This is a genomic window from Roseomonas rosulenta, assembly GCF_016106005.1.
Classification (GTDB): Bacteria; Pseudomonadota; Alphaproteobacteria; order Acetobacterales; family Acetobacteraceae; genus Neoroseomonas; species Neoroseomonas rosulenta.
This window is the reverse complement of the sequence record NZ_JACADR010000016.1, coordinates 1-17716: the sequence shown is the minus strand read 5'-3', so window position 1 is coordinate 17716 and position 17716 is coordinate 1. Positions and strand designations below refer to the sequence as shown.

At 71.4% G+C, this 17716-nt stretch carries 19 protein-coding genes; 9 read left to right on the top strand and 10 right to left on the bottom strand.

Annotation, left to right across the window (positions count from 1 at the left end; all coding sequences use genetic code 11):
* Positions 1-6: 6 nt before the first annotated feature.
* The gene (locus HW578_RS04275; RefSeq protein WP_198369297.1) at positions 7-975 is read right to left on the bottom strand and encodes a Bug family tripartite tricarboxylate transporter substrate binding protein; all 969 of its coding nucleotides are present in this window, start codon (positions 973-975) and stop codon (positions 7-9) included.
* A gap of 101 nt (positions 976-1076) precedes the next feature.
* Here HW578_RS04275 and HW578_RS04270 point away from each other — a divergent pair, with 101 nt between their 5' ends.
* The gene (locus HW578_RS04270; RefSeq protein ID WP_198369295.1) at positions 1077-1454 is read left to right on the top strand and encodes a nuclear transport factor 2 family protein; all 378 of its coding nucleotides are present in this window, start codon (positions 1077-1079) and stop codon (positions 1452-1454) included.
* Here the strand turns inward: HW578_RS04270 and HW578_RS04265 are convergent, their stop codons facing one another.
* Genes HW578_RS04265 through HW578_RS04255 form a run of 3 tightly spaced genes read right to left on the bottom strand, consistent with a single transcriptional unit; the run spans position 1455 to position 4233 of the window.
* Positions 1455-2441, bottom strand: coding sequence for a Bug family tripartite tricarboxylate transporter substrate binding protein (locus tag HW578_RS04265; protein ID WP_198369294.1), 987 nt, complete (start codon positions 2439-2441; stop codon positions 1455-1457). It lies immediately after the preceding gene.
* Between the two features lie 20 nt (positions 2442-2461).
* Positions 2462-3355: a fumarylacetoacetate hydrolase family protein gene (locus HW578_RS04260; RefSeq protein ID WP_198369293.1), complete on the bottom strand. Its 894-nt coding sequence runs from the start codon at positions 3353-3355 to the stop codon at positions 2462-2464.
* Positions 3352-4233, bottom strand: coding sequence for a TauD/TfdA dioxygenase family protein (locus HW578_RS04255; protein ID WP_198369292.1), 882 nt, complete (start codon positions 4231-4233; stop codon positions 3352-3354). The genes HW578_RS04260 and HW578_RS04255 overlap by 4 nt, the downstream gene beginning before the upstream one ends.
* 105 nt (positions 4234-4338) lie before the next feature.
* Here HW578_RS04255 and HW578_RS04250 point away from each other — a divergent pair, with 105 nt between their 5' ends.
* Positions 4339-5589 (top strand): NAD(P)/FAD-dependent oxidoreductase, encoded by a 1251-nt coding sequence (locus HW578_RS04250; RefSeq protein ID WP_198369291.1) that lies wholly within the window; start codon positions 4339-4341, stop codon positions 5587-5589.
* Positions 5590-5650: 61 nt separating this feature from the next.
* Here the strand turns inward: HW578_RS04250 and HW578_RS04245 are convergent, their stop codons facing one another.
* On the bottom strand, positions 5651-6802 hold the full coding sequence (locus HW578_RS04245) for an iron-containing alcohol dehydrogenase (protein ID WP_198369290.1): 1152 nt from the start codon (positions 6800-6802) through the stop codon (positions 5651-5653).
* 100 nt (positions 6803-6902) lie between these two features.
* Here HW578_RS04245 and HW578_RS04240 point away from each other — a divergent pair, with 100 nt between their 5' ends.
* Positions 6903-7559 (top strand): hypothetical protein, encoded by a 657-nt coding sequence (locus HW578_RS04240; RefSeq protein WP_198369289.1) that lies wholly within the window; start codon positions 6903-6905, stop codon positions 7557-7559.
* A gap of 40 nt (positions 7560-7599) precedes the next feature.
* On the opposite strand, the gene HW578_RS04235 is transcribed toward HW578_RS04240, so the two are convergent.
* The 4 genes from HW578_RS04235 to HW578_RS04220 form a co-directional block, all read right to left on the bottom strand.
* Entirely contained in the window at positions 7600-8709 is a 1110-nt protein-coding gene (locus HW578_RS04235; protein WP_198369288.1) for an LLM class flavin-dependent oxidoreductase, read from the bottom strand.
* Positions 8710-8808: 99 nt separating this feature from the next.
* Positions 8809-9681: an SDR family oxidoreductase gene (locus tag HW578_RS04230; protein WP_198369287.1), complete on the bottom strand. Its 873-nt coding sequence runs from the start codon at positions 9679-9681 to the stop codon at positions 8809-8811.
* Between the two features lie 5 nt (positions 9682-9686).
* Positions 9687-10472 carry an enoyl-CoA hydratase-related protein gene (locus HW578_RS04225; protein WP_198369286.1) on the bottom strand — a complete coding sequence of 262 codons (786 nt, stop codon included), beginning with the start codon at positions 10470-10472 and terminating at the stop codon, positions 9687-9689.
* A gap of 18 nt (positions 10473-10490) precedes the next feature.
* Positions 10491-11885 carry an amidase gene (locus HW578_RS04220; protein WP_198369285.1) on the bottom strand — a complete coding sequence of 465 codons (1395 nt, stop codon included), beginning with the start codon at positions 11883-11885 and terminating at the stop codon, positions 10491-10493.
* 105 nt (positions 11886-11990) lie between these two features.
* Between HW578_RS04220 and HW578_RS04215 the strand changes: the two genes are divergently transcribed.
* Together HW578_RS04215 and HW578_RS04210 are read left to right on the top strand one after the other, a co-directional pair.
* Positions 11991-12740, top strand: a complete 750-nt coding sequence (locus tag HW578_RS04215) for an SDR family oxidoreductase (protein WP_198369284.1) — start codon at positions 11991-11993, stop codon at positions 12738-12740.
* A 79-nt stretch (positions 12741-12819) separates the two neighbouring features.
* The gene (locus HW578_RS04210; RefSeq protein ID WP_198369283.1) at positions 12820-13290 is read left to right on the top strand and encodes a DUF4329 domain-containing protein; all 471 of its coding nucleotides are present in this window, start codon (positions 12820-12822) and stop codon (positions 13288-13290) included.
* 5 nt (positions 13291-13295) lie between these two features.
* On the opposite strand, the gene HW578_RS04205 is transcribed toward HW578_RS04210, so the two are convergent.
* A complete protein-coding gene (locus HW578_RS04205; protein ID WP_198369282.1) occupies positions 13296-14633 on the bottom strand; it encodes an aspartate aminotransferase family protein in 1338 nt (445 codons plus the stop codon).
* Between the two features lie 102 nt (positions 14634-14735).
* On the opposite strand from HW578_RS04205, the gene HW578_RS04200 reads away from it, so the two are divergent.
* The 4 genes from HW578_RS04200 to HW578_RS04185 form a co-directional block, all read left to right on the top strand.
* On the top strand, positions 14736-15341 hold the full coding sequence (locus HW578_RS04200) for a glutathione S-transferase family protein (RefSeq protein WP_232478649.1): 606 nt from the start codon (positions 14736-14738) through the stop codon (positions 15339-15341).
* A complete protein-coding gene (locus HW578_RS04195) occupies positions 15338-16450 on the top strand; it encodes an NAD(P)/FAD-dependent oxidoreductase (protein ID WP_198369281.1) in 1113 nt (370 codons plus the stop codon). The genes HW578_RS04200 and HW578_RS04195 overlap by 4 nt, the downstream gene beginning before the upstream one ends.
* Entirely contained in the window at positions 16431-16727 is a 297-nt protein-coding gene (locus HW578_RS04190; protein ID WP_198369280.1) for a (2Fe-2S)-binding protein, read from the top strand. The genes HW578_RS04195 and HW578_RS04190 overlap by 20 nt, the downstream gene beginning before the upstream one ends.
* A partial coding sequence (locus tag HW578_RS04185; protein ID WP_369407818.1) for an FAD-dependent oxidoreductase occupies positions 16724-17716 on the top strand: 993 nt, incomplete at its 3' end. The genes HW578_RS04190 and HW578_RS04185, both read left to right, overlap by 4 nt.

Below are 17716 nucleotides of genomic sequence, written 5' to 3'. Positions count from 1 at the left end.
GTGGTCCTATTGCTGCGGTCGGATGTGGCCGGCCTGCGCGGCGGCGGCCCAGATCTGGTCGTCGCGCTGCATGGCTTCCAGCAGCGCGGCGGGCGGGCGGAAATCGCGCTCGACACTGAGGGCCACCAGGCGCTGCTGGAAGCCAGCGTCGTCAAAGACGCGCTGCACAGCGCCGCCGATCGTACCGACCAGCCCGGCGTCCATGCGCGGCGGGCCGAGCAGCGCGACCCAGCCCGAGAGGTCGAACTCGCGTACGCCCTGCTCGGCGGCGGTCGGCGCGTCGGGGAAATAGGGCGTGCGCGTCCCGGTCGAGACCGCCAGCACGCGCACGCGGCCGGTGCCGATATGCGGCATGGCGCTGACCGTACTGGTCCAGCCAGTAGGCAGGTGGCCGGCGACGATGTCGTTCATCAGCTGCCCGCCCGAGCGATACGCCACGTCGGGCATGTCGATGCCCGCGCGCCGTGCGAGCTCCTGCCCGATGAAGGAGGACAGCGCCTCGGTGCTGCCGGTGCCCACGCGCCCGGGGTTGCGCTTGGCGTGGTCGATCATGGCGCGCAGGCTGTCGAAGGGCTGGTTCGCCCCAGCCACCAGCACCATGGTGTTGCGCGTGAGCATGGCGATCGGCGTGAAGTCGCGGATCGGGTCGTAGGGCAGGGAGGGCAGGTGGTAGCGGTTCATCACATGCGTACTGACCACCATCAGCAGCGTGTAGCCGTCGGGCTCGGCGCGCGCCACCACCTCGGAGCCGATGACGCCGGCCGCACCGGCGCGGTTCTCCACCACGATGGGCTGCGGCAGGGCAGGGCGCAGCGCCTCGGCCAGCGCGCGCGCCAGGATGTCGGTGCCCCCGCTCGCGGCATAGGGCACGATGAGGCGCACCGGGCGTGTCGGCCAGGCGCCCTGCGCGGCGAGCGGCGCAGGCAGCGCGAGGGCTGCGGCCCCAGCAAGGACGGTGCGGCGGGCGGTCTTCATGACGGTTCTCCCTGGCGCGGACATTCCCCTGCCCGGCCGCCCCTGTAAACGTCCAGTGTTCCGAGGCAGGATGCGCGCGCCATTCGGGAGGGACGAGACCCATGCCAGCTACCGACATCGCCGCCATCGAGGCCGTGCTGCAGACCTATTTCGACGGGCTGCACGAAGGCGACGTGGCGAAGCTCGATGCCGCCTTCCACCCTTGCGCGCACCTGTATTCCGACAAGGACGGTGTCGTGCAGGACCTGCCGCGCGAGCAGTGGTTCGAATGGGTGCGCAACCGGCCGAACGCCAAGGCGCAGGGCCTGGCGCGCGACGACCGGGTGTTGATGATCGACCAGTCCGGCCCGGAGACCGCCCTGGCCAAGGTCGCCTGCCAGATCCCGCCGCGCTACTTCACCGATTACCTGGTGCTGTTGAAGACGCAGCAGGGCTGGCGGATCGTGAGCAAGGTGTTCCGCACCGATACACGCGACTGATCAATCGACCCGCGCGCCGGAGGCGCGGACGATCGGCACCCACTTGTCGATCTCGGCCGCGATGAAGGCGCGCGTGGCGTCGGGCGTCATGCCCTCGGGGATGGTGTTGCCGAGCGCGATCAGGCGGTCGCGCACCTCGGGTGTCTTTAGCACCTCGGTGATCTGCTCGTAGAGGAACTGGCGGATCGGCGCGGGCGTGCCGAGCGTGGCCGACCACGGCGTCCAGGTGGTCGCCTGGAAGTCCGGCAGCCCGGCCTCGGCCGAGGTCGGAACGTCCGGGATCATGGGCGAGCGCTGCGGGGTGGCGATCACGAGGCCACGCACCTGGCCGCTACGGATCGGCTCCGTCACGAAGGAGATGGTGTCGGCCTGAAATGCCGTGCGCCCGGCCAGAAGGTCCTGGAAGGCCGCGGCCGAACCGCGATAGGGCACATGCTGCGCCTGCGCGCCCATCAGGTGCAGCATCAGCGCGGCCGCGATGTGCCCCGTGGTGCCATTGCCCGAGGAGCCGAAGTCGAAGCGGTTCGGATTGGCCGCGAGCTGCGCGCGGAATTCCGCCAGCGTGCGCGCTGGGAAGTTGTTGTTCACCACCAGCACGATCGCCGAATGGCTGGAGATGGTGATGTGATCGACGCCGGTCAGCGGATGCACGCGCAGCCGGTCGCCATAGAGCCCGACATTGAGCGTATGCGAGCCCAGCGCGCCCACCAGCAACGTGTAGCCGTCGGGCGGGGTCTGCGCGACCGTCTCGAAGGCCACGGTGCCGCCGCCCGAGGGGCGGTTCTCCACCACGAATTGCTGGCCGAGCCGCTGCGACAGGCCGGTCGCGACCAGGCGCGCATTGATGTCGGCATTGCCGCCCGGGGCGAGGGCGACGACGATACGCACAGGCCGATTCGGATAGTCGGTGCCCGGCGCGCGCGGCTGCGCCAGCGCGGGCAGAGCGGCGAGGGCGAAGGCGGCGCCGAGCAGCGTCCTGCGGATCATGTTCGTTGTCCTCCCGATCATCAGGCGATGGTGTGTTCCAGCACGCCGACGCGCTCGACTTCCATGCGCAGCCGGTCGCCTGGTTTCAGGTAGCGGGGCGGGTCGCGGAAATGCCCGACGCCCGCCGGCGTGCCGGTCGCGATCACGTCGCCGGGTTCGAGCGTCATGTAGCGGCTGAGGTAGGAGATGAGCGTGCTGACGGGGAAGATCAGGTCGCGCGTGTTGCCGTGCTGCACCTCCTCCCCGTTGAGCCAGCAGCGGATGTCGAGCGCCCAGGGCTCGCCCACCTCGTCGGCGGTCGCGATGCAGGGGCCGATCGGGCAGAAGCCGTCCATGCCCTTGGCGAAGGAGGTCATGGACAGCGGCACGTCGAACTGGAATTCGCGCGCGCTGATGTCGTCGAGCACGGTGTAGCCGGCGACGTATTCGAGGGCGACGCCCTCGCTCACATCCTTGGCGCGGCGGCCGATCACCACGCCGAGCTCGGCCTCCCAGTCCGGCTTCTTGACCGACGCGGGGATGCGCACCGCCGCACCCGGGCCGACCACCGACGAAGCGGGCTTGAGGAAGATGCGCGGCGCTTCGAGCTTCGGCCCGCCGACCTCCTTCGCATGGTCGCCGTAGTTGCGCCCGACGCCCAGGATCTTGCCCGGCCTGAGCGGCGCGAGCAGCCGTGCGTCCGCGAGCGGGGCGCGCAGCGCGGCATTCTCCGGCCGCGCGGCGAAGGCCAGCGCGCGGGCGGCCGCGACCATCGCCGCCTCGCTGGCGATCAGTGCCACCATGTCGTCGGGGATGATGTCGGACGGCGCTTCGCCCGCGGCGCGTTGCGCGGCGGCCAGCGCAGGCCGCAGCGCCACCACGCTCTCGCCCACCAGCCCGCCCAGGACCGGGCCTTCGAGCGTCACCAGCCTCATGCGGCGAGTTCCGCGTAGTCGAGGCTCGCCATCACCTGCACGCGCAGGATGAAGCGCGGCTCTTCCGGGCCGTAGTCGGCCACCGCATTGTGCAGCGTGCCGATATTGTCCCACATCAGCACGTCGCCCTCGTTCCATTCGTGCTCGTAGAAGTACTTCTCCTGCGCCTGGTGGCGGAACAGGTAGTCAAGCAGCGCGTCGGATTCCGCGCGGTCCATGCCCTCGACATACATGGCGTAGCCGGAATTGCAGTACAGGACGCGCCGCCCGGTGATGGGATGCACGCGCACCATGGGCTGCGAGACGGGCGGCTTCTTCGCGCGCTGCTCGGGCGTGAGCGGTCCGCGGATCGAACCGGGCCTGATGCGCATCATGTCCCAGAACTTGGCGAAGTCGTGGATGGCGGTGCGGCCCTCGATCCGCTGCTTCACCTCGGTGGGCAGGTCGTCATAGGCGGCGTGCATGTTGCGGAACTGCGTGCAGCCGATCGCGCGCCCATTGCGGCGCGGCACGCGCTTGGCGTGCAGCACGTTGGCGAGCGCGATCTCCTTCGAATAGGACATGTCGGTGTGCCAGCCCTGGCCGGCATCGGACAGGCCGATCGGCTTGCCCGCCGCATCCTTCATGTTGGACAGGTGCATCACTTCCGGATGCCCCTCGGCATGGAACAGGTTCGCGACGTTCACCTCCAGCTCGCCGAAGCGGGAGCCGAAGTCGGACAGCGCGGCAGCATCCAGGTCCTGGCCCGGGAAGCACAGCACCCCGTACTGGCCAAGCGCGCGCAGCACGGTGCGGAAATCCTCCGGCGAGAGCGGCCGCGCGAGGTCGATGCCCTCGATGCGTGCGCCCAGCCCGGCATTGTTCGGGGTGATCTTCATCGGACGCTCCTCGGACGTGTTGGGCGGAAAGTGCGACGCGGCCCGCGCCGCGTCAACGCGCCGGGGCGGCTTCCGCCGTGGCCGCGGGCAGGGCAGCATGGCGGCATGTGGAACACCCTGGAAAAGCCGCGGATCGTTGTGGTCGGCGGCGGCATCGTCGGGCTCTGCGTGGCCTGGCACCTGGCCTGGCGCGGGCTGAAGCCGATCGTGATCGAGGCGCGCAAGCCGCATGCCGCCTATACCGGCAATGCGGGGGCGATCAGCCATGGATCGGTCGCGCCGCTGGCCATGCCCGGCGTGCTGCGCCAGGTGCCGAGGATGCTGACCGACCCGGCCGGCGCGCTGCACATCCCGATGCGCTACTGGCTGCAGGCGATGCCCTGGCTGCTGCGCTTCGTCGCCTCCGCCCGGCGCGAGAAGGTCGAGGCCGCGGCGGTCGCGCTCGCCGCGCTGCTGTATGGCGCGCCGGAGCGGCATCGCGAGATCCTGGAGGAGGAGGACGCGCTCGACCTGATCCGCGCGCAGGGTCAGATGTACCTCTATCGCGACGATGCGCAGATGGCGAAAGATGCGGGCTCGCTCGACCTGCGCCGCCGCCACGGGTTGCGCATGGAGGTGCTCGACCGCGCCGGGCTCGTGGCGCTGGAACCCGAGGTCTCGCCCGCTTACACCCGTGCGGTCTTCCTGCCGGACCACGGGTCCTGCGTGAATCCGGCGCGCCTGGCCGAGGTGGTGGCGAATGGCGTGCGGCGCATGGGCGGCGAGATCCGCGAGGCCGAGGTGCGGGCCATCACCACCGAGGGGCGGCGCGTGACCGGCGTGGTCACGGATGCCGGCGATGTGGCCGCGGATCGGGTGGTGCTCGCGGCCGGCGCCTGGTCGGCGCGGCTGCTCGCACCGCTCGGCATCAAGGTGCCGCTCGAGACGCAGCGCGGCTACCACGTGATGCTGCCCGAGGCCGGCGTGCGGGTGGGGCGCGTGCTGTCGCCGGCGGATCGCAAGGTATTCATCTCGCCGATGGAGGAGGGGTTGCGCGTGGCAGGATCGGTCGAGTTCGCCGGCCTCGATGCTCCGCCGAACGAGGCGCGCGCGCAGCTGCTGCTGGGGGATCTACGCGCCGTGTTTCCGCAGGCGCGCATCGAGAGTGCGACGACCTGGATGGGCCATCGCCCGTGCCTGCCCGACAGCCTGCCCGTGATGGGCCCGGTGAAGGCGTGGGATGGGTTGTGGTGCGCCTTCGGCCATGGCCATCTCGGCCTGACCGGTTCGGCGCCGACGGGTGCGCTTGTGGCTTGTGCGATGGCGGGTGAGAGGCCGAATTTCGACTTCACCCCCTTCGCCGTGGAGCGATTCTAAGTGATCGCGGTCCAGGGGGCCGCAGCCCCCTGGCGGGGAGCGCGAGGGGCGGCGCCCCTCGCTAAGCCGCCAGCCGCAGGATGTCTTCGAGTTCCTTGGCCGAGGTAATCGGCCGCGGATTGGTCGCGATCGGCGCATCCCCGTTCCATCGCGCCGCCAGTCCCGGAATGTCGTCCGTCGTGATCCCCTGTTCATGCAGACGCGTCGGCAGGCCGAGCCCGCGCACGAAGCCTTCGATCGCGGGCCCGGCTTCCTCGCCGCCGAAGATGTGGGCCACGTCGCGCTGCCGGCTTTCGTTGACCGGCGCGTTCCAGCGCATCACCGCGTGCAGCATGAGGCAGGATGTGATGCCGTGCGGCACGCCCTTCGCCGCGCCGAGGATGTAGCCGATCCCGTGGCTGGCGCCGACGGGCACGCCCGACCAGCCGCCCATCACCGAGAGCCACATCGCCTGCTGGCAGAGCGTGCGCGCCGCCATGTCCTGCGGGTGGCGATGCACGCGCGGCAGGCCTTCGGCCAGCATCAGCATCGCCTGGCGCGAGACGGCGTCGGAGAAGGGTTGTGGCGCGGTGGAGCACCAGCGTTCCGCCGCGTGGTCCAGCGCGCGGATGCCGGAGGAGAGCAGCAGCTGCGCCGGTGTCTCGAGCGTGGCCGCGGGATCGAGGATGACCGCGCGCGGCACCATCCAGGGATCGAGGGCGCGATACTTCCGCCCCGCCGCGAGGTCGGTGTAGCCCGCATGCGGCGCGAATTCGGCGGCCGAGAGCGTGGTCGGGATGGCGACCATGCGCGGGGCGGGCGGCGCGCTGTCCCAATTGCCCGGCGCGGCGCCACGCGAGGCCGCGGCGGCGATGAGCTCGCCCGCATCGGCGATGCCGCGCCAGACCGCGAGGCAGGCCACCTTCGACCCGTCGATGACGGAGCCGCCGCCGAGGGCGACCACCAGGTCGGCATCGCTCTCGCGCAGCATCGCGGCGAGGGCGAGCACGTCCTCGACCGGGCTGTGCGCGCGCATGGTGGCGAAGGTGGCGGCGAGGCGCGCGCCGATCGCGGCGGTGGCCGAGGCGACCAGCGCGCCCTTCGCGAGGGACCGTGTGGTCACCAGAACCACGCGCGTGGCGTCGGCGATCTCGCCCGGCAGGACCTCGGCCAGGGCGGCGCCATGGTGGACGCGACCCTGCGCCGGCCACTGGTGCAGACTGGTTGACGTCATGTTGCTCAAATCCTCCCCTGGTTGTGATCGATGTCGATACGAAGGGGCTGCCATGCTGCGCGCCCCGGCGCCGAAGCGCCATCACAGCAGGAAGACATGCATGAGCCCCGATGTCGGGTTCCCGAATGGGATCAACCAGAATTTCTGGCTACGCGGCGTGCTCGACCGCTTGCTGCAGGGCGGCATCTGCATGGCGCTCGTGTTCGAATGGGCGAAGGGCTACGTCAAGGGCGGCGACCCCGCGCAGCTGCTCGGACCGCTGTTCGACCAGGACGGTCCGGGGTGGCAGCGCATCCTGTCGTTCCAGCGGGCCTATGACCACACCTGGTTCGACGTCGGCCGGCACCAGACCTACGCCGCATTCCACCAGACCATCGCGGATGCCTCGGCGCGCTTCATCCCGCAATCCGCCCGGCGGGAGGGCATGACGGTCACCCGCCTGCTCGACACGCCATCCGCGCTGATGTGCCGCCAACGCCTGCAGACGCTCTCGCCGGGCGACGTCGTCATGCTGGCGATCGACGGTGACGGCAATCCCGGCGAGGCGCACGGCATCTGGGGGCACGTCGTCGGGCTGTCCTACCGCAATGGCCAGAGCGGCCTGCGCCCGCGCTACTTCGACCCGAACACCGGGTTCTTCACGATCGACAATCCCGGTGCGATCGGGGCCGAGGTCGTGCAGACGCTCGATCAGGTGTACCAGACGGGCTTCGGGCTCAATATCCGCAGCTACACGATCTACGAGTGCACCCTGTGACGGGATGGCGGGGCGCTGTCGCGACGCCCCGCCCGTCGGGTCATTCCGCGGCCAGCGCCGCCTGGCGGGCGGGCACCAGGTGGCGCAGCTTCGGCGCCACTTCCGTCTGCAGCAGGCCGAGCGAGGTCTTCCACGCCTCGGCGCTCTCCATGTAGTCGAAGCCGAAGACCAGCAGCTGGCCGAAGCCGCCGACTTCCTCGTAGATGCGCTCGATCTTCTCGGCGACGGTCGCGGGGCTGCCGATGATCCAGTTGTGCCGCGCGCAGTAGTCCACCGTGACGTCGGAATCCGGCACGGACGGGTCGTGCTTCAGGTAGTCCTTGAAGCCGAACTGCGCGAGCAGCTGCAGGAAGTACTCGCCCATCATGCGGCCCATGTGGGAGCCGACGGACAGGCGCCAGGCTTCCTCGTCGGTCTCGGCGACGAAGACCTCGCGCACCAGGCGCCAGTCGCCGCGCCAGGGCGTGCGGCCGGACTTGCGCGCGCCGGCCTCGACGCTGTCCCAGTGCGATGACACGTAGGCCGGGTTGAGGTTGAGCGAGAGCGGCAGGAAGCCCTTCTCGCCGGCGAGCTTCAGCGTGTCGGAATTCTTCGACAGGCCGGCGACGCCGATCGGCGGATGCGGCTTCTGGAACGGCTTGATGTGCGGCTTGAGGAAGCCGAACATCGTGTCGGGCTTGTCCACCTTCCAGAACTTGCCTTCGTAGTGGAAGGGCTCGTCCTCGCTCCAGAGGCGCAGGATGATGTCGAGCGCCTCGCGCGTCATGTCGCGGTTGGCCCCCGACATGCCATCCACGTTGAACATCGCCCAGTCCGACGGCAGGCCGGAGGCGGCGATGCCGAAGTTCAGCCGGCCTTCCGAGAGATGGTCCAGCATCGCGACGCGGTTCGCGAGCTCAGCCGGGTGGTGGTAGGGCAGCAGGAAGCCGCCGGGGCCGATGCGCAGGCGCTTGGTCTGCAGCAGGGCCTGCGCGATCAGCAGATCGGGTGCGGGGTGCGGTTCCCAGGGTGCGGTGTGGTGCTCGCCGATCCAGGCCTCGCTGAAGCCCATCTCGTCCAGCCAGCGCAGCACCTGCAGGTCCCAGTCATGGCCTTGCTTGAGGCCGCGCTCGGGCGGGTGCGAGGGCATGGCGAAGTAGCCGAATTCCATGGTGCGCTTCCTCCTCCGGGTCTTGTCGTTGGAGGGAGCATCGCGCCGCCGCGTCGCGGCATGCAACCATGCAGCAAACCGGCGCGGATGAATTCCCCGTCAACCGCGGCCCGCACGATCCGCAGCGTTGCGTGCCTTGATCCGCTCCCGCGCGGCGTTCCACTCCGCGTCGCTCCAGCTGAGGTAGTCCTGAAAGCCGCCGCCCGCGGTCAGCCAGTTGCCGCCATCGAGGGCGATCGTCTCGCCATTGATCCAGACCGGGCTGAGCAGGAAGGCGGCGAGGTCGCCGATGTCCTCGGGCGTGCCGATGCGCCGCATCGGGTTGGTTGCGGCCGCACGGCGCTCAGGGCCTTCCTCGCCCGGGCGCAGGCGCGCGAGCATGCCTTCCGTCGGGATCAGCCCCGGCGCGATGGCGTTGAGCCGGATGCCGCGCCGCCCCCATTCCACTGCCAGGGACTTCGTCATCGCATCCACCCCCGCCTTCGACATGGCGGATGGCACGACGAAGGGCGCGCCGGTGCGCACCCAGGTGACGATGATCGACACCACCGCGCCGCCGGTGCCCGCCGCGATCCAGCGCTTCCCCACCGCCTGCGTCACCTGGAAGGTACCGTGGAAGACGATGTCGGCGATGGCGTGGAAGGCGCGCGGCGAGAGGTCCTCGGTGCGGCTGACGAAATTGCCCGCGGCGTTGTTGATGAGGTGCGTGGCGGGGCGGCCTTCGTCCCACATGGCGGCGATGGCGGCATCCACCGCATCGGGGTCCTTGATGTCCACGGCGCGCGCGTGCGCGCGGCCGGGATGCGCGACGTTCATCTCGGCGGCGGCGGCGGCCACAACCTCGCCGCGCCGGCCCCAGATCTCGACCGCGGCACCGAGACTGAGCAGCCGCTCCGCCATCATGCGGCCGAGGCCGGTGCCGCCGCCGGTGATCAGCACGCGCGCACCGTCGAACAGCCCGTCGCGGAACACGGGCGCTATTCCGCCGCGGCGTGGAAGCGGGTGAAGTCGGGCTTGCGCTTCTCCTGGAAGGCGGCCACCGCCTCGGCCGCTTCGGGGCCGCGCAGCAGCGCGCCGAAGCGGGCGAATTCCTCGGTCATGTGAGCCGAGAGCGCCGCCTCGCCGGCCTGGCGCAGCAGTCGTTTCGTCACCGCCAATGCGGCGGGCGGCTTGGCGGCCAGGCGCCGCGCGACGCCCTCCGCCGTCGTCATCAGTTCGCCGACCGGCACCACGGCATTGACGATGCCCGCGCGCAGCGCGATGGCGGGCGGGAAGGCATCGCCCAGCATCAGCAGCTCGTTCGCCAGCAACTGCCCGCCGCGTTGCGGCACCAGCAGCGAGGACCCGCCCTCGGGGCAGAGGCCGAGATCGACGAAGGGCATGCGGAAGACGGCATTTTCCGCCGCATAGACGAAGTCGCAATGCAGCAGCAGCGTGGTGCCGATGCCCACCGCGTAGCCCGCGACGGCGGCCACCACCGGCTTCGGGCATTCGCGCAGCGCGGCCAGGAAGTCCCGCGCCGGGGAGGGCACGTCCGCCGCCTGGTCCCCGCGCGCCTTGAAGTCGCCCACGTCGTTGCCGGAGGTGAAGCATTCCGTCCCGCCGGTGATCAGCACCGCGCGCACGGCCGATGCGCCGGCGGCATCGCGCAGCGCCTCGGCCATCGCTGCGTACATGCCGCGCGTCAGCGCGTTCTTCTTCTCCGGCCGGGCGATGCGGATGGTGCGCAGCCCGGCATCGTCGGTGACCTCGATCTCGCTCATGGCGTCCTCCTGGGTTCTTCAGACCATGATCGGCGGAACGGCCTCTGCGATCCAGCGCGCAATCGCCGTCACGCGCTCATCCTGGTGCGGCTGGCCGGTGACCGAGATGCCGAGCGGCAGCCCGTCCACCGCCATGCGCGGCACTGTCACCACCGGGCAGCCGAGCCCGGAGGAGGCCGTGTTCATGATGGGGTTGCCCGTAGTGTGCAGGATGCGGTTGGTCGATCCGCCGGTGTCGCCCGGCAGCGGCGCCGGGCCGCAGGCGGGCAGGCCGATGAAGGCATCGACCTCGCCCGCGAGGGCGGCCTGGGCGCGGCGCATCTCCTCGCGCTGCAGCAGCCGCATGCGGTACTGCGCGAGCGTGACCGAGCAGCCCAGCTCGAAGCGCGCCTTCAGGCTCGCGCTCAGCGCATCGGGGTTCTTCGCCATCATGTTCGCCACCGACCAGGCGCTCTCATAGGCGCAGACATCGGTGGCAAGGGCCATCGCGCCCATCACGCGCTGCTCCAGCGCCTCCAGCAGCGGGTGGTCGCCGCGGCGCAGGATGGCAACACCCCGCGCGCGCAGCGCCTCCAGCGCCCGCTCGAAGGCCTGGATCGCCTTCGGTTCCGCCACCGCCCAGCCCTCGGTCTCGAGCACCGCGAGGCGCCGCGGCACCACCGGCGCCGGCGGATCCTCGCGCGTGAAATACAACCCCGGCGCGCCGGGATCGCCGCCGACGCGCTTCACGATCTCGACCGCGATGGCCCACATGTCCTCCGCACTTCCGGCATGGATGCCCACGGTCGATTGGCTGAAGCCCTGGCGCTCGCCGCGGTTGATGCCGCCCTGGGTCGGCTTCAGCGCCCAGTTGGCGTTGAAGGAGGCCGGGCGGATCACGCTGCCCAGCACCTGCGTGCCGATCGCCGCGGGCAGCATCCGCGCGCTGATGACGGCGCCCGAGCCCGACGATGATCCGCCCGGCGTGCGCCGCAGGTCGAAGGGGTGGCGCGTCGGCCCGGGATGCGACATGCCCAGTTCGGTCGTGACGGTCTTGCCGACGATCACCGCGCCTGCCTGGCGCAGCGCCTGCACCAGGGCGCTGTCGCGGCCCGGGCGGTTCCCCTTGTAGAAGGCGCTGCCCATCTCGGTCGGCATGTCGGCCGTCTCGAGCAGGTCCTTGATGCCGATCGGCAGCCCGTCGATCGGGGAGAGCGGCGCCCCGGCCTTGTAGCGCGCGGTGCTGGCATCCGCTGCCGCGCGTGCGCCCACCTCGTTCAGGCTGGCGAAGGCCATGACCTCGGGCTCGCGCTCCGCGATGGTGGCGAGGCAGCGCTCGAGATAGGCGCGCGGCGTGTCGGAGCCATCCAGGAAGCGCGGCACCGCATCGTGGAAGGTGAGCGGGCGGAAGGTCTCGGGCGAATAGGGCAGCATCGGGCGTCTCCTTCGCGGCCATGCTCGCGCGCGTCGCCGAGGGCGTCCAGGCTGACAGGCGCGCGCATCCGGAGGATGATGCCGCGTAATCCATCGGAGGACGCCATGGCGCGACGGATCATGCTCATCACAGGCGGCGGACGCGGCATCGGCGCGGCCACCGCGCGCCTCGCCGCCGCGCGCGGCTACGACCTGGTGCTGACCTATCGCAGCGAGACGGCCCGAGCCGAGGAGACCGCCCGCGCCTGCGAGGCCGCCGGCGCACGCGTGGTGCTGCTGCGCGGGGAGGCCGCGTCGGAAGCCGACATCCTCGCCGCCTACGACACGGCGCAGCGCGAGCTCGGCGGCATCGACGTGGTGGTCAACAATGCCGGCACCACCGGCGGCAAGCGCCTGGTCGCCGACACCACGCTCGATGACTGGCGCGGCACCTTCGAACCGAACGTCTTCGGCCTGGCACTGTCCTGCCGCGAGGCGGTTCGGCGCATGTCCACGAAGCGCGGCGGCAAGGGGGGTGCGATCGTCAACGTCTCCTCGCGCGCCTCGGAGCTCGGCAGCGCGGGGGAATGGGTGCACTACGCGGCGTCGAAGGCCGCCGTGGACACGCTGACGCAAGGCCTGGCGCGCGAGGTGGCGCAGGAGGGCATCCGCGTCAACGCGGTGAACCCCGGGCTGATCGCGACCGAACTCCACGCCGCCTCGGGCCAGCCTGATCGCTTGCAGCGCCTGGCGCCCTTCGTGCCGATGGGCCGCGCCGGCACCGCGGAGGAGGTCGCGGAATGCATCCTGTTCCTGGCCTCCGACGCTGCCTCCTACGTCACCGCCGCCTGCCTGCCGGTGGGCGGCGGGCGGTAGCCGCGCGGGGTGTGAAACGCCTGCTTGAGCCGCCCGGCCGGCCATGGTCGGGTGCGGCACGCACCGAAGGAGCCCGATCATGCCGCGCCATCCCTGGGGCCAGTTCAAGGCCCGCACCCATGACGTCATGCTGGCCGAGGCCAAGGCCATCGAGCTGCTGAACGAGCACCTGCCCTCGTCGATCGAACAGGCGGTCGAATGTGGCGGCGTGCTCTACATCGAGGGCGGGGAGTGCAAGACCACGGGGCCCTTCTGGGGTGATCGCGCGACGCCCACGGTGAAGATCTACCAGTACGAGCCCAATTGCGGCTGCCCGTCATCGGGCACGCCCATCGCATACTGGCATACGCATCCGCGCCTGTCCGGGGCCAAGCAGGCCCTGGTGTGGGACCATTTCGAGGGCCCCGACAAGGACATCGCCAACGACTACCACCTGCACGGCTACATCGGCGCGGTGGATGGTCGCCTGATCTGGTACGACTGGACCGAGAAGAACGAGGCCAATCGCGAGCACACGCTGAACGGGCGCATCCGCAACACCACGGGCTGAGCGCGCTACCCGGCCGCGAGCACCGGCTTGCGCGCCGCGCAGAATTCCTCGACCGCGGCCACGAAGCGCGCGCAATCGGCATCGCTCACCGGCAGCATCAGCGCCACCATGCCGCGCCGCGCGAGGTAGATGCCCGCGGCGAGCATGTCGAAGAAGAACAGCTCGCGCATCTGCTCCTCCTCGAGGCTCGCCTTGTAGGGGGCGGTGACCGGGCCGGGACGGAAATGGGGGGAGAGCATCGACCCCGCGCCGGTGAAATGCATCGCCACGCCATGCTTCGCGCATACGGCGTTGAGCGATGCCTTCAGCGCCTCGCCGCGCGCGAACAGCGCCTCGGCCGCGGCCTCGTCGAAGATCTCGCCGAGTGCGACGCAGCCCGCCGCCATCGACAGCACGTTGTTGTTGAAGGTCCCGGCATGGGGCATTGCACCCGCGCGGTGGCCGTCGAACATCGCCATGATGTCGCGCCGCCCGCCGAAGGCGCCGAAGGACATGCCGCCCGCCATGTACTTGCCGAAGGTGGTCATGTCCGGTGTCACGCCCATGCGCTGCTGCAGCCCGCCGAAGCCGTGGCGGCTGGTCATCACCTCGTCGAAGACCAGCACCGCGCCGGTCTCGCGCGTGGCGTCGCGCAGCGCCTGGAGGAAGTCGCGCGTCGCCGGGATGCAGCCGGCGGAGCCCTGCATCGGTTCGACGATGACGGCGGCCAGCGCGTCGCCCGCCTCGCGGATGGCGCGCGCCGCGCCCTCGGCGTCGTTGTAGTCGGCGAAGCGCATCGGAATCGGCAGGTTCACCGGGGAGGTCGGCACGCCCACCGGGAAGGTGAAGACGCCGCCATGGTAGCCGCCGCGGAACGCCAGCACCTCGGTCCGCCCGGTGAAGCCGCGCGCGCCGGCCAGCGCCATGATGTTCGCTTCCGTGCCGGAATTGGTGAAGCGCACCTGCTCGACCGAGGGGAAGCGCGCGCAGATCAGCGCGGCCAGTTTCCCTTCATTCTCTCCCACCGCCGCCAGGTTCACGCCGCGATCCATCGCCGCCTTCACGGCATCGAGGATGCGGTGCTCGGAATGGCCGAACAGCCCGGCGGTGTATTCGCCGCAGAGATCGACATATTCGCGCCCATCCGCATCCCACACCCGCGCGCCCTCGCCGCGCACCATGGCGGTGGGGAAGGGGGTGTAGAACAGCACCGTGCGGGTATTGCCGCCGGGCATGACCTCGCGCGCCTTGGCATGGATCGCCGCGCTGCGGGGCCGCGCCGCGGAATAGCCCTCGCGCGCCTCGATCAGCGCGGCCTCGAGGTCGGAATTGCGCGGGTCGCGCGGGGCGTCGAGCGGGCTCATGGGCGTCTCTCCGGCGGGGTGGGGGAAGGCTCGCGCCGGCGCCCTGGGCCGTCAACCGGAAACGGGCTTGCGGCCCGGCGGCGCGGGGCTAGGCTCGGCCGCATGGCAACCGTCTATGGCATGGCGCCCTCGGGCAATTGCTGGAAGGTCGCGCAGATCCTGCGCCTGACCGGCACGCCCTTCCGCTGGGTCGAGGTCGACACCAATGGCGGGGAGACCCGCAGGCCCGAATTCCTGGCCCGCAACCCCTTCGGCAAGGTGCCGGTGCTCGAGCTCGACGACGGCACCGTGCTGGTGGAATCGAACGCGATCCTGCTGCATGTCGCGGAGGGCACGCCCTGGCTCCCCGCGCCGGGCCTGGCGCGCACCCGCGTGATGGAATGGCTGTTCTTCGAACAATACAGCCACGAGCCCAACATCGCGGTGGCGCGCAACATCCGCGCCTACCAGGGCACCGCGGCGCAGAACGCCGATCGCCTCGCGCGCTGCGACGAGGGCGGCGCGCGTGCGCTCGACGCCATGGAACATCGGCTGGCGGGGCACGACTGGCTTACCGATGCCGGCCCGACCGTCGCTGACCTCGCGCTGTTCGCCTACACGCATGTTGCGGATGAAGGCGGCTTCGACCTCGCACGCTGGCCGGGCGTGCAGGCCTGGGTGGCGCGCGTGGCGGCGCTGCCCGGCATCGTGACCCTGCCGCGCCGATGACGCACGACGCGATCGTCGTCGGCGGCGGGCTGGTCGGCGCGGCCATCGCGCTCGGCCTGCGCGACGCCGGGCTCGACACCGTCCTGCTCGACGAGGGCGACATCGCGCACCGCGCCTCCCGCGGCAATTTCGGCCTGGTCTGGGTGCAGTCGAAGGGCCTCGGCGCGCCCTGGTACCAGCGCTGGACGCGGGGGTCCGCCGGGGAATGGCCGGCGCTTGCCGCCGACCTCGCGGCGCGCACCGGCATCGACACCGCCCTGCAGCAGCCCGGCGGCGTGCACCTGTGCCTGAGCGAGGCGGAATTCGACGACCGCGCGGAGCGCATGGCGCGGATGAAGGCGGAGGCTGGCAACCACGGCTACGACTTCCGCATGATCCGCGCGGAGGAATTGCGCGACATGCTTCCGGGCCTCGGCCTCGCCGTCGTCGGCGCGTCCTGGACGCCTTATGACGGGCACGCCAGCCCGCTCGCGCTGCTGCAGGCGCTGCACCGCGCCTTCACCGAGGCCGGCGGCGCCTATGTGCCCAACGCCAAGGTCACCGCCGCCACCGCTGCGCCGCAGGATTTCCGCGTGGAGACCGCGGCGGGAACCTTCGCCGCGCCGCGCATCGTGCTCGCCGCCGGGCTGGGCAATGCGGACCTCGCGCCGGTCTTCGGGTTGAACACGCCGGTGCGGCCGCAGCGCGGCCAGATCCTGGTGACCGAGCGCGCGCAGTCGATCCTGCCCATGCCCACCACCACCATCCGGCAAACCGGGGAGGGCACCCTCATGCTCGGCGACAGCATGGAGGAACTGGGCTTCGACACGCGCCAGTCGCCCCCGGTCATGGCGCAGATCGCGCAACGCGCCGCGCTGTCCTTCCCCTGGATCGCGGGGCTGAACATCATCCGCGCCTGGTCGGCGCTGCGCGTCATGGCCCCCGACGGCCTGCCCATCTATGACCAGTCGGAACGCTTCCCCGGCGCCTTCACCGCGAACTGCCATTCCGGCGTGACGCTGGCCGGGGCGCATGCGCGGCTGCTGGCGCCGATGATCGCGGCCGGCGCGCTCGACCCCGTGCTCGCCCCGTTCTCCGCCCGGCGCTTCGATGTTCCGCGCGCGGCCTGACGCCCGCCCCGCGCGCATCGAGGTGCTGGTCGAAGGCATCCCCGTGCTGGTGCCCGAGGGCGCCTCGGCCGCCGCCGCCGTTCTGCTCGCCGGCCTGCCCGCCATCCGCGAGACGCCGGTCAGCGCCAGCCCGCGCCTGCCGCTCTGCATGATGGGCGTGTGCTTCGACTGCCTGGCCGAGATCGACGGCGTGCCCAACCGCCAGGCCTGCATGGTGCCGGTGGCACCCGGCATGCGCATCGCCCGGCAGCAGGGCGCGCGCGTGGCGCGGCCGTGACCCACGACCTCGCCGTCATCGGCGCCGGCCCGGCCGGCATGGCGGCGGCGGTGGCAGCGCGCGCGCAGGGCCTGTCCGTGCTGGTCGTGGACGAGAATCCCGCCCCCGGCGGCCAGGTCTTTCGCGCCGCCGAGGCCGCCGTCGCCGACCCCGCGGTCGGCCCCGAGATCGCCCCCGGCCTGCCGCTGATCGCCGCCTTCCGCGCCTGCGGGGCGGAGCAACGCGCCGCGACCACGCTGTGGCACCTCGACCCCGACGAGGGCCTGCTGTCGCTGGCCGGTCCGCAGGGCGTGAGCGAGGCGCGCGCCCGCCGCGTGCTGCTCGCCACCGGCGCGCTGGAACGCCCGGTGCCGATCCCGGGCTGGACCCTGCCCGGCGTGATGACCGCGGGGGCGGCGCAGATCCTGCTGAAATCCGCCGGCGCGGTTCCCGCCGGCGCCACCGTGCTGGCGGGGCAGGGACCGCTGGTCTGGCTGCTGGCGGTGCAGCTGGCCCGCGCCGGCGCGCCGCCGCTGGTGCTGGAGACGCGCGGCACGTCGGTCGCCGCGGCGATCGCGCAGGGCGGCCTGTGGTCCGGTCGCCGCCTGCTCGCGAAGGGTCTTGCGCTGATCGCCGAGGCGCGTCGCCGCGGCGTGCGCGTCATCCGCGGCGTGACCGGCCTGCGCGCGGAGGGCACCACGCGCGTCGAACGCATTGCCTGGGATGGCGGCGCCAGCCCCTGCGACACGCTGCTGCTGCATGAGGGCGTGATCCCGCAGACCCATGTCTCGCGAGCCATCGGGCTCGACCACGCCTGGGACGCGGCGCAGCACTGCTGGCGCCCGGTGTCGGATGGCTTCGGCGCCTCCTCGCACGACCGCGTCGCGGTCGCCGGGGATGGCGCGGGCATCGGCGGGTGGGAAGCGGCGGTGGCGGCCGGGCGCCTCGCCGCGCTCGAACCCGCGCGGAGACCGGGAGACCACTGGTCTGAACTCCAATCTCGGCTACTA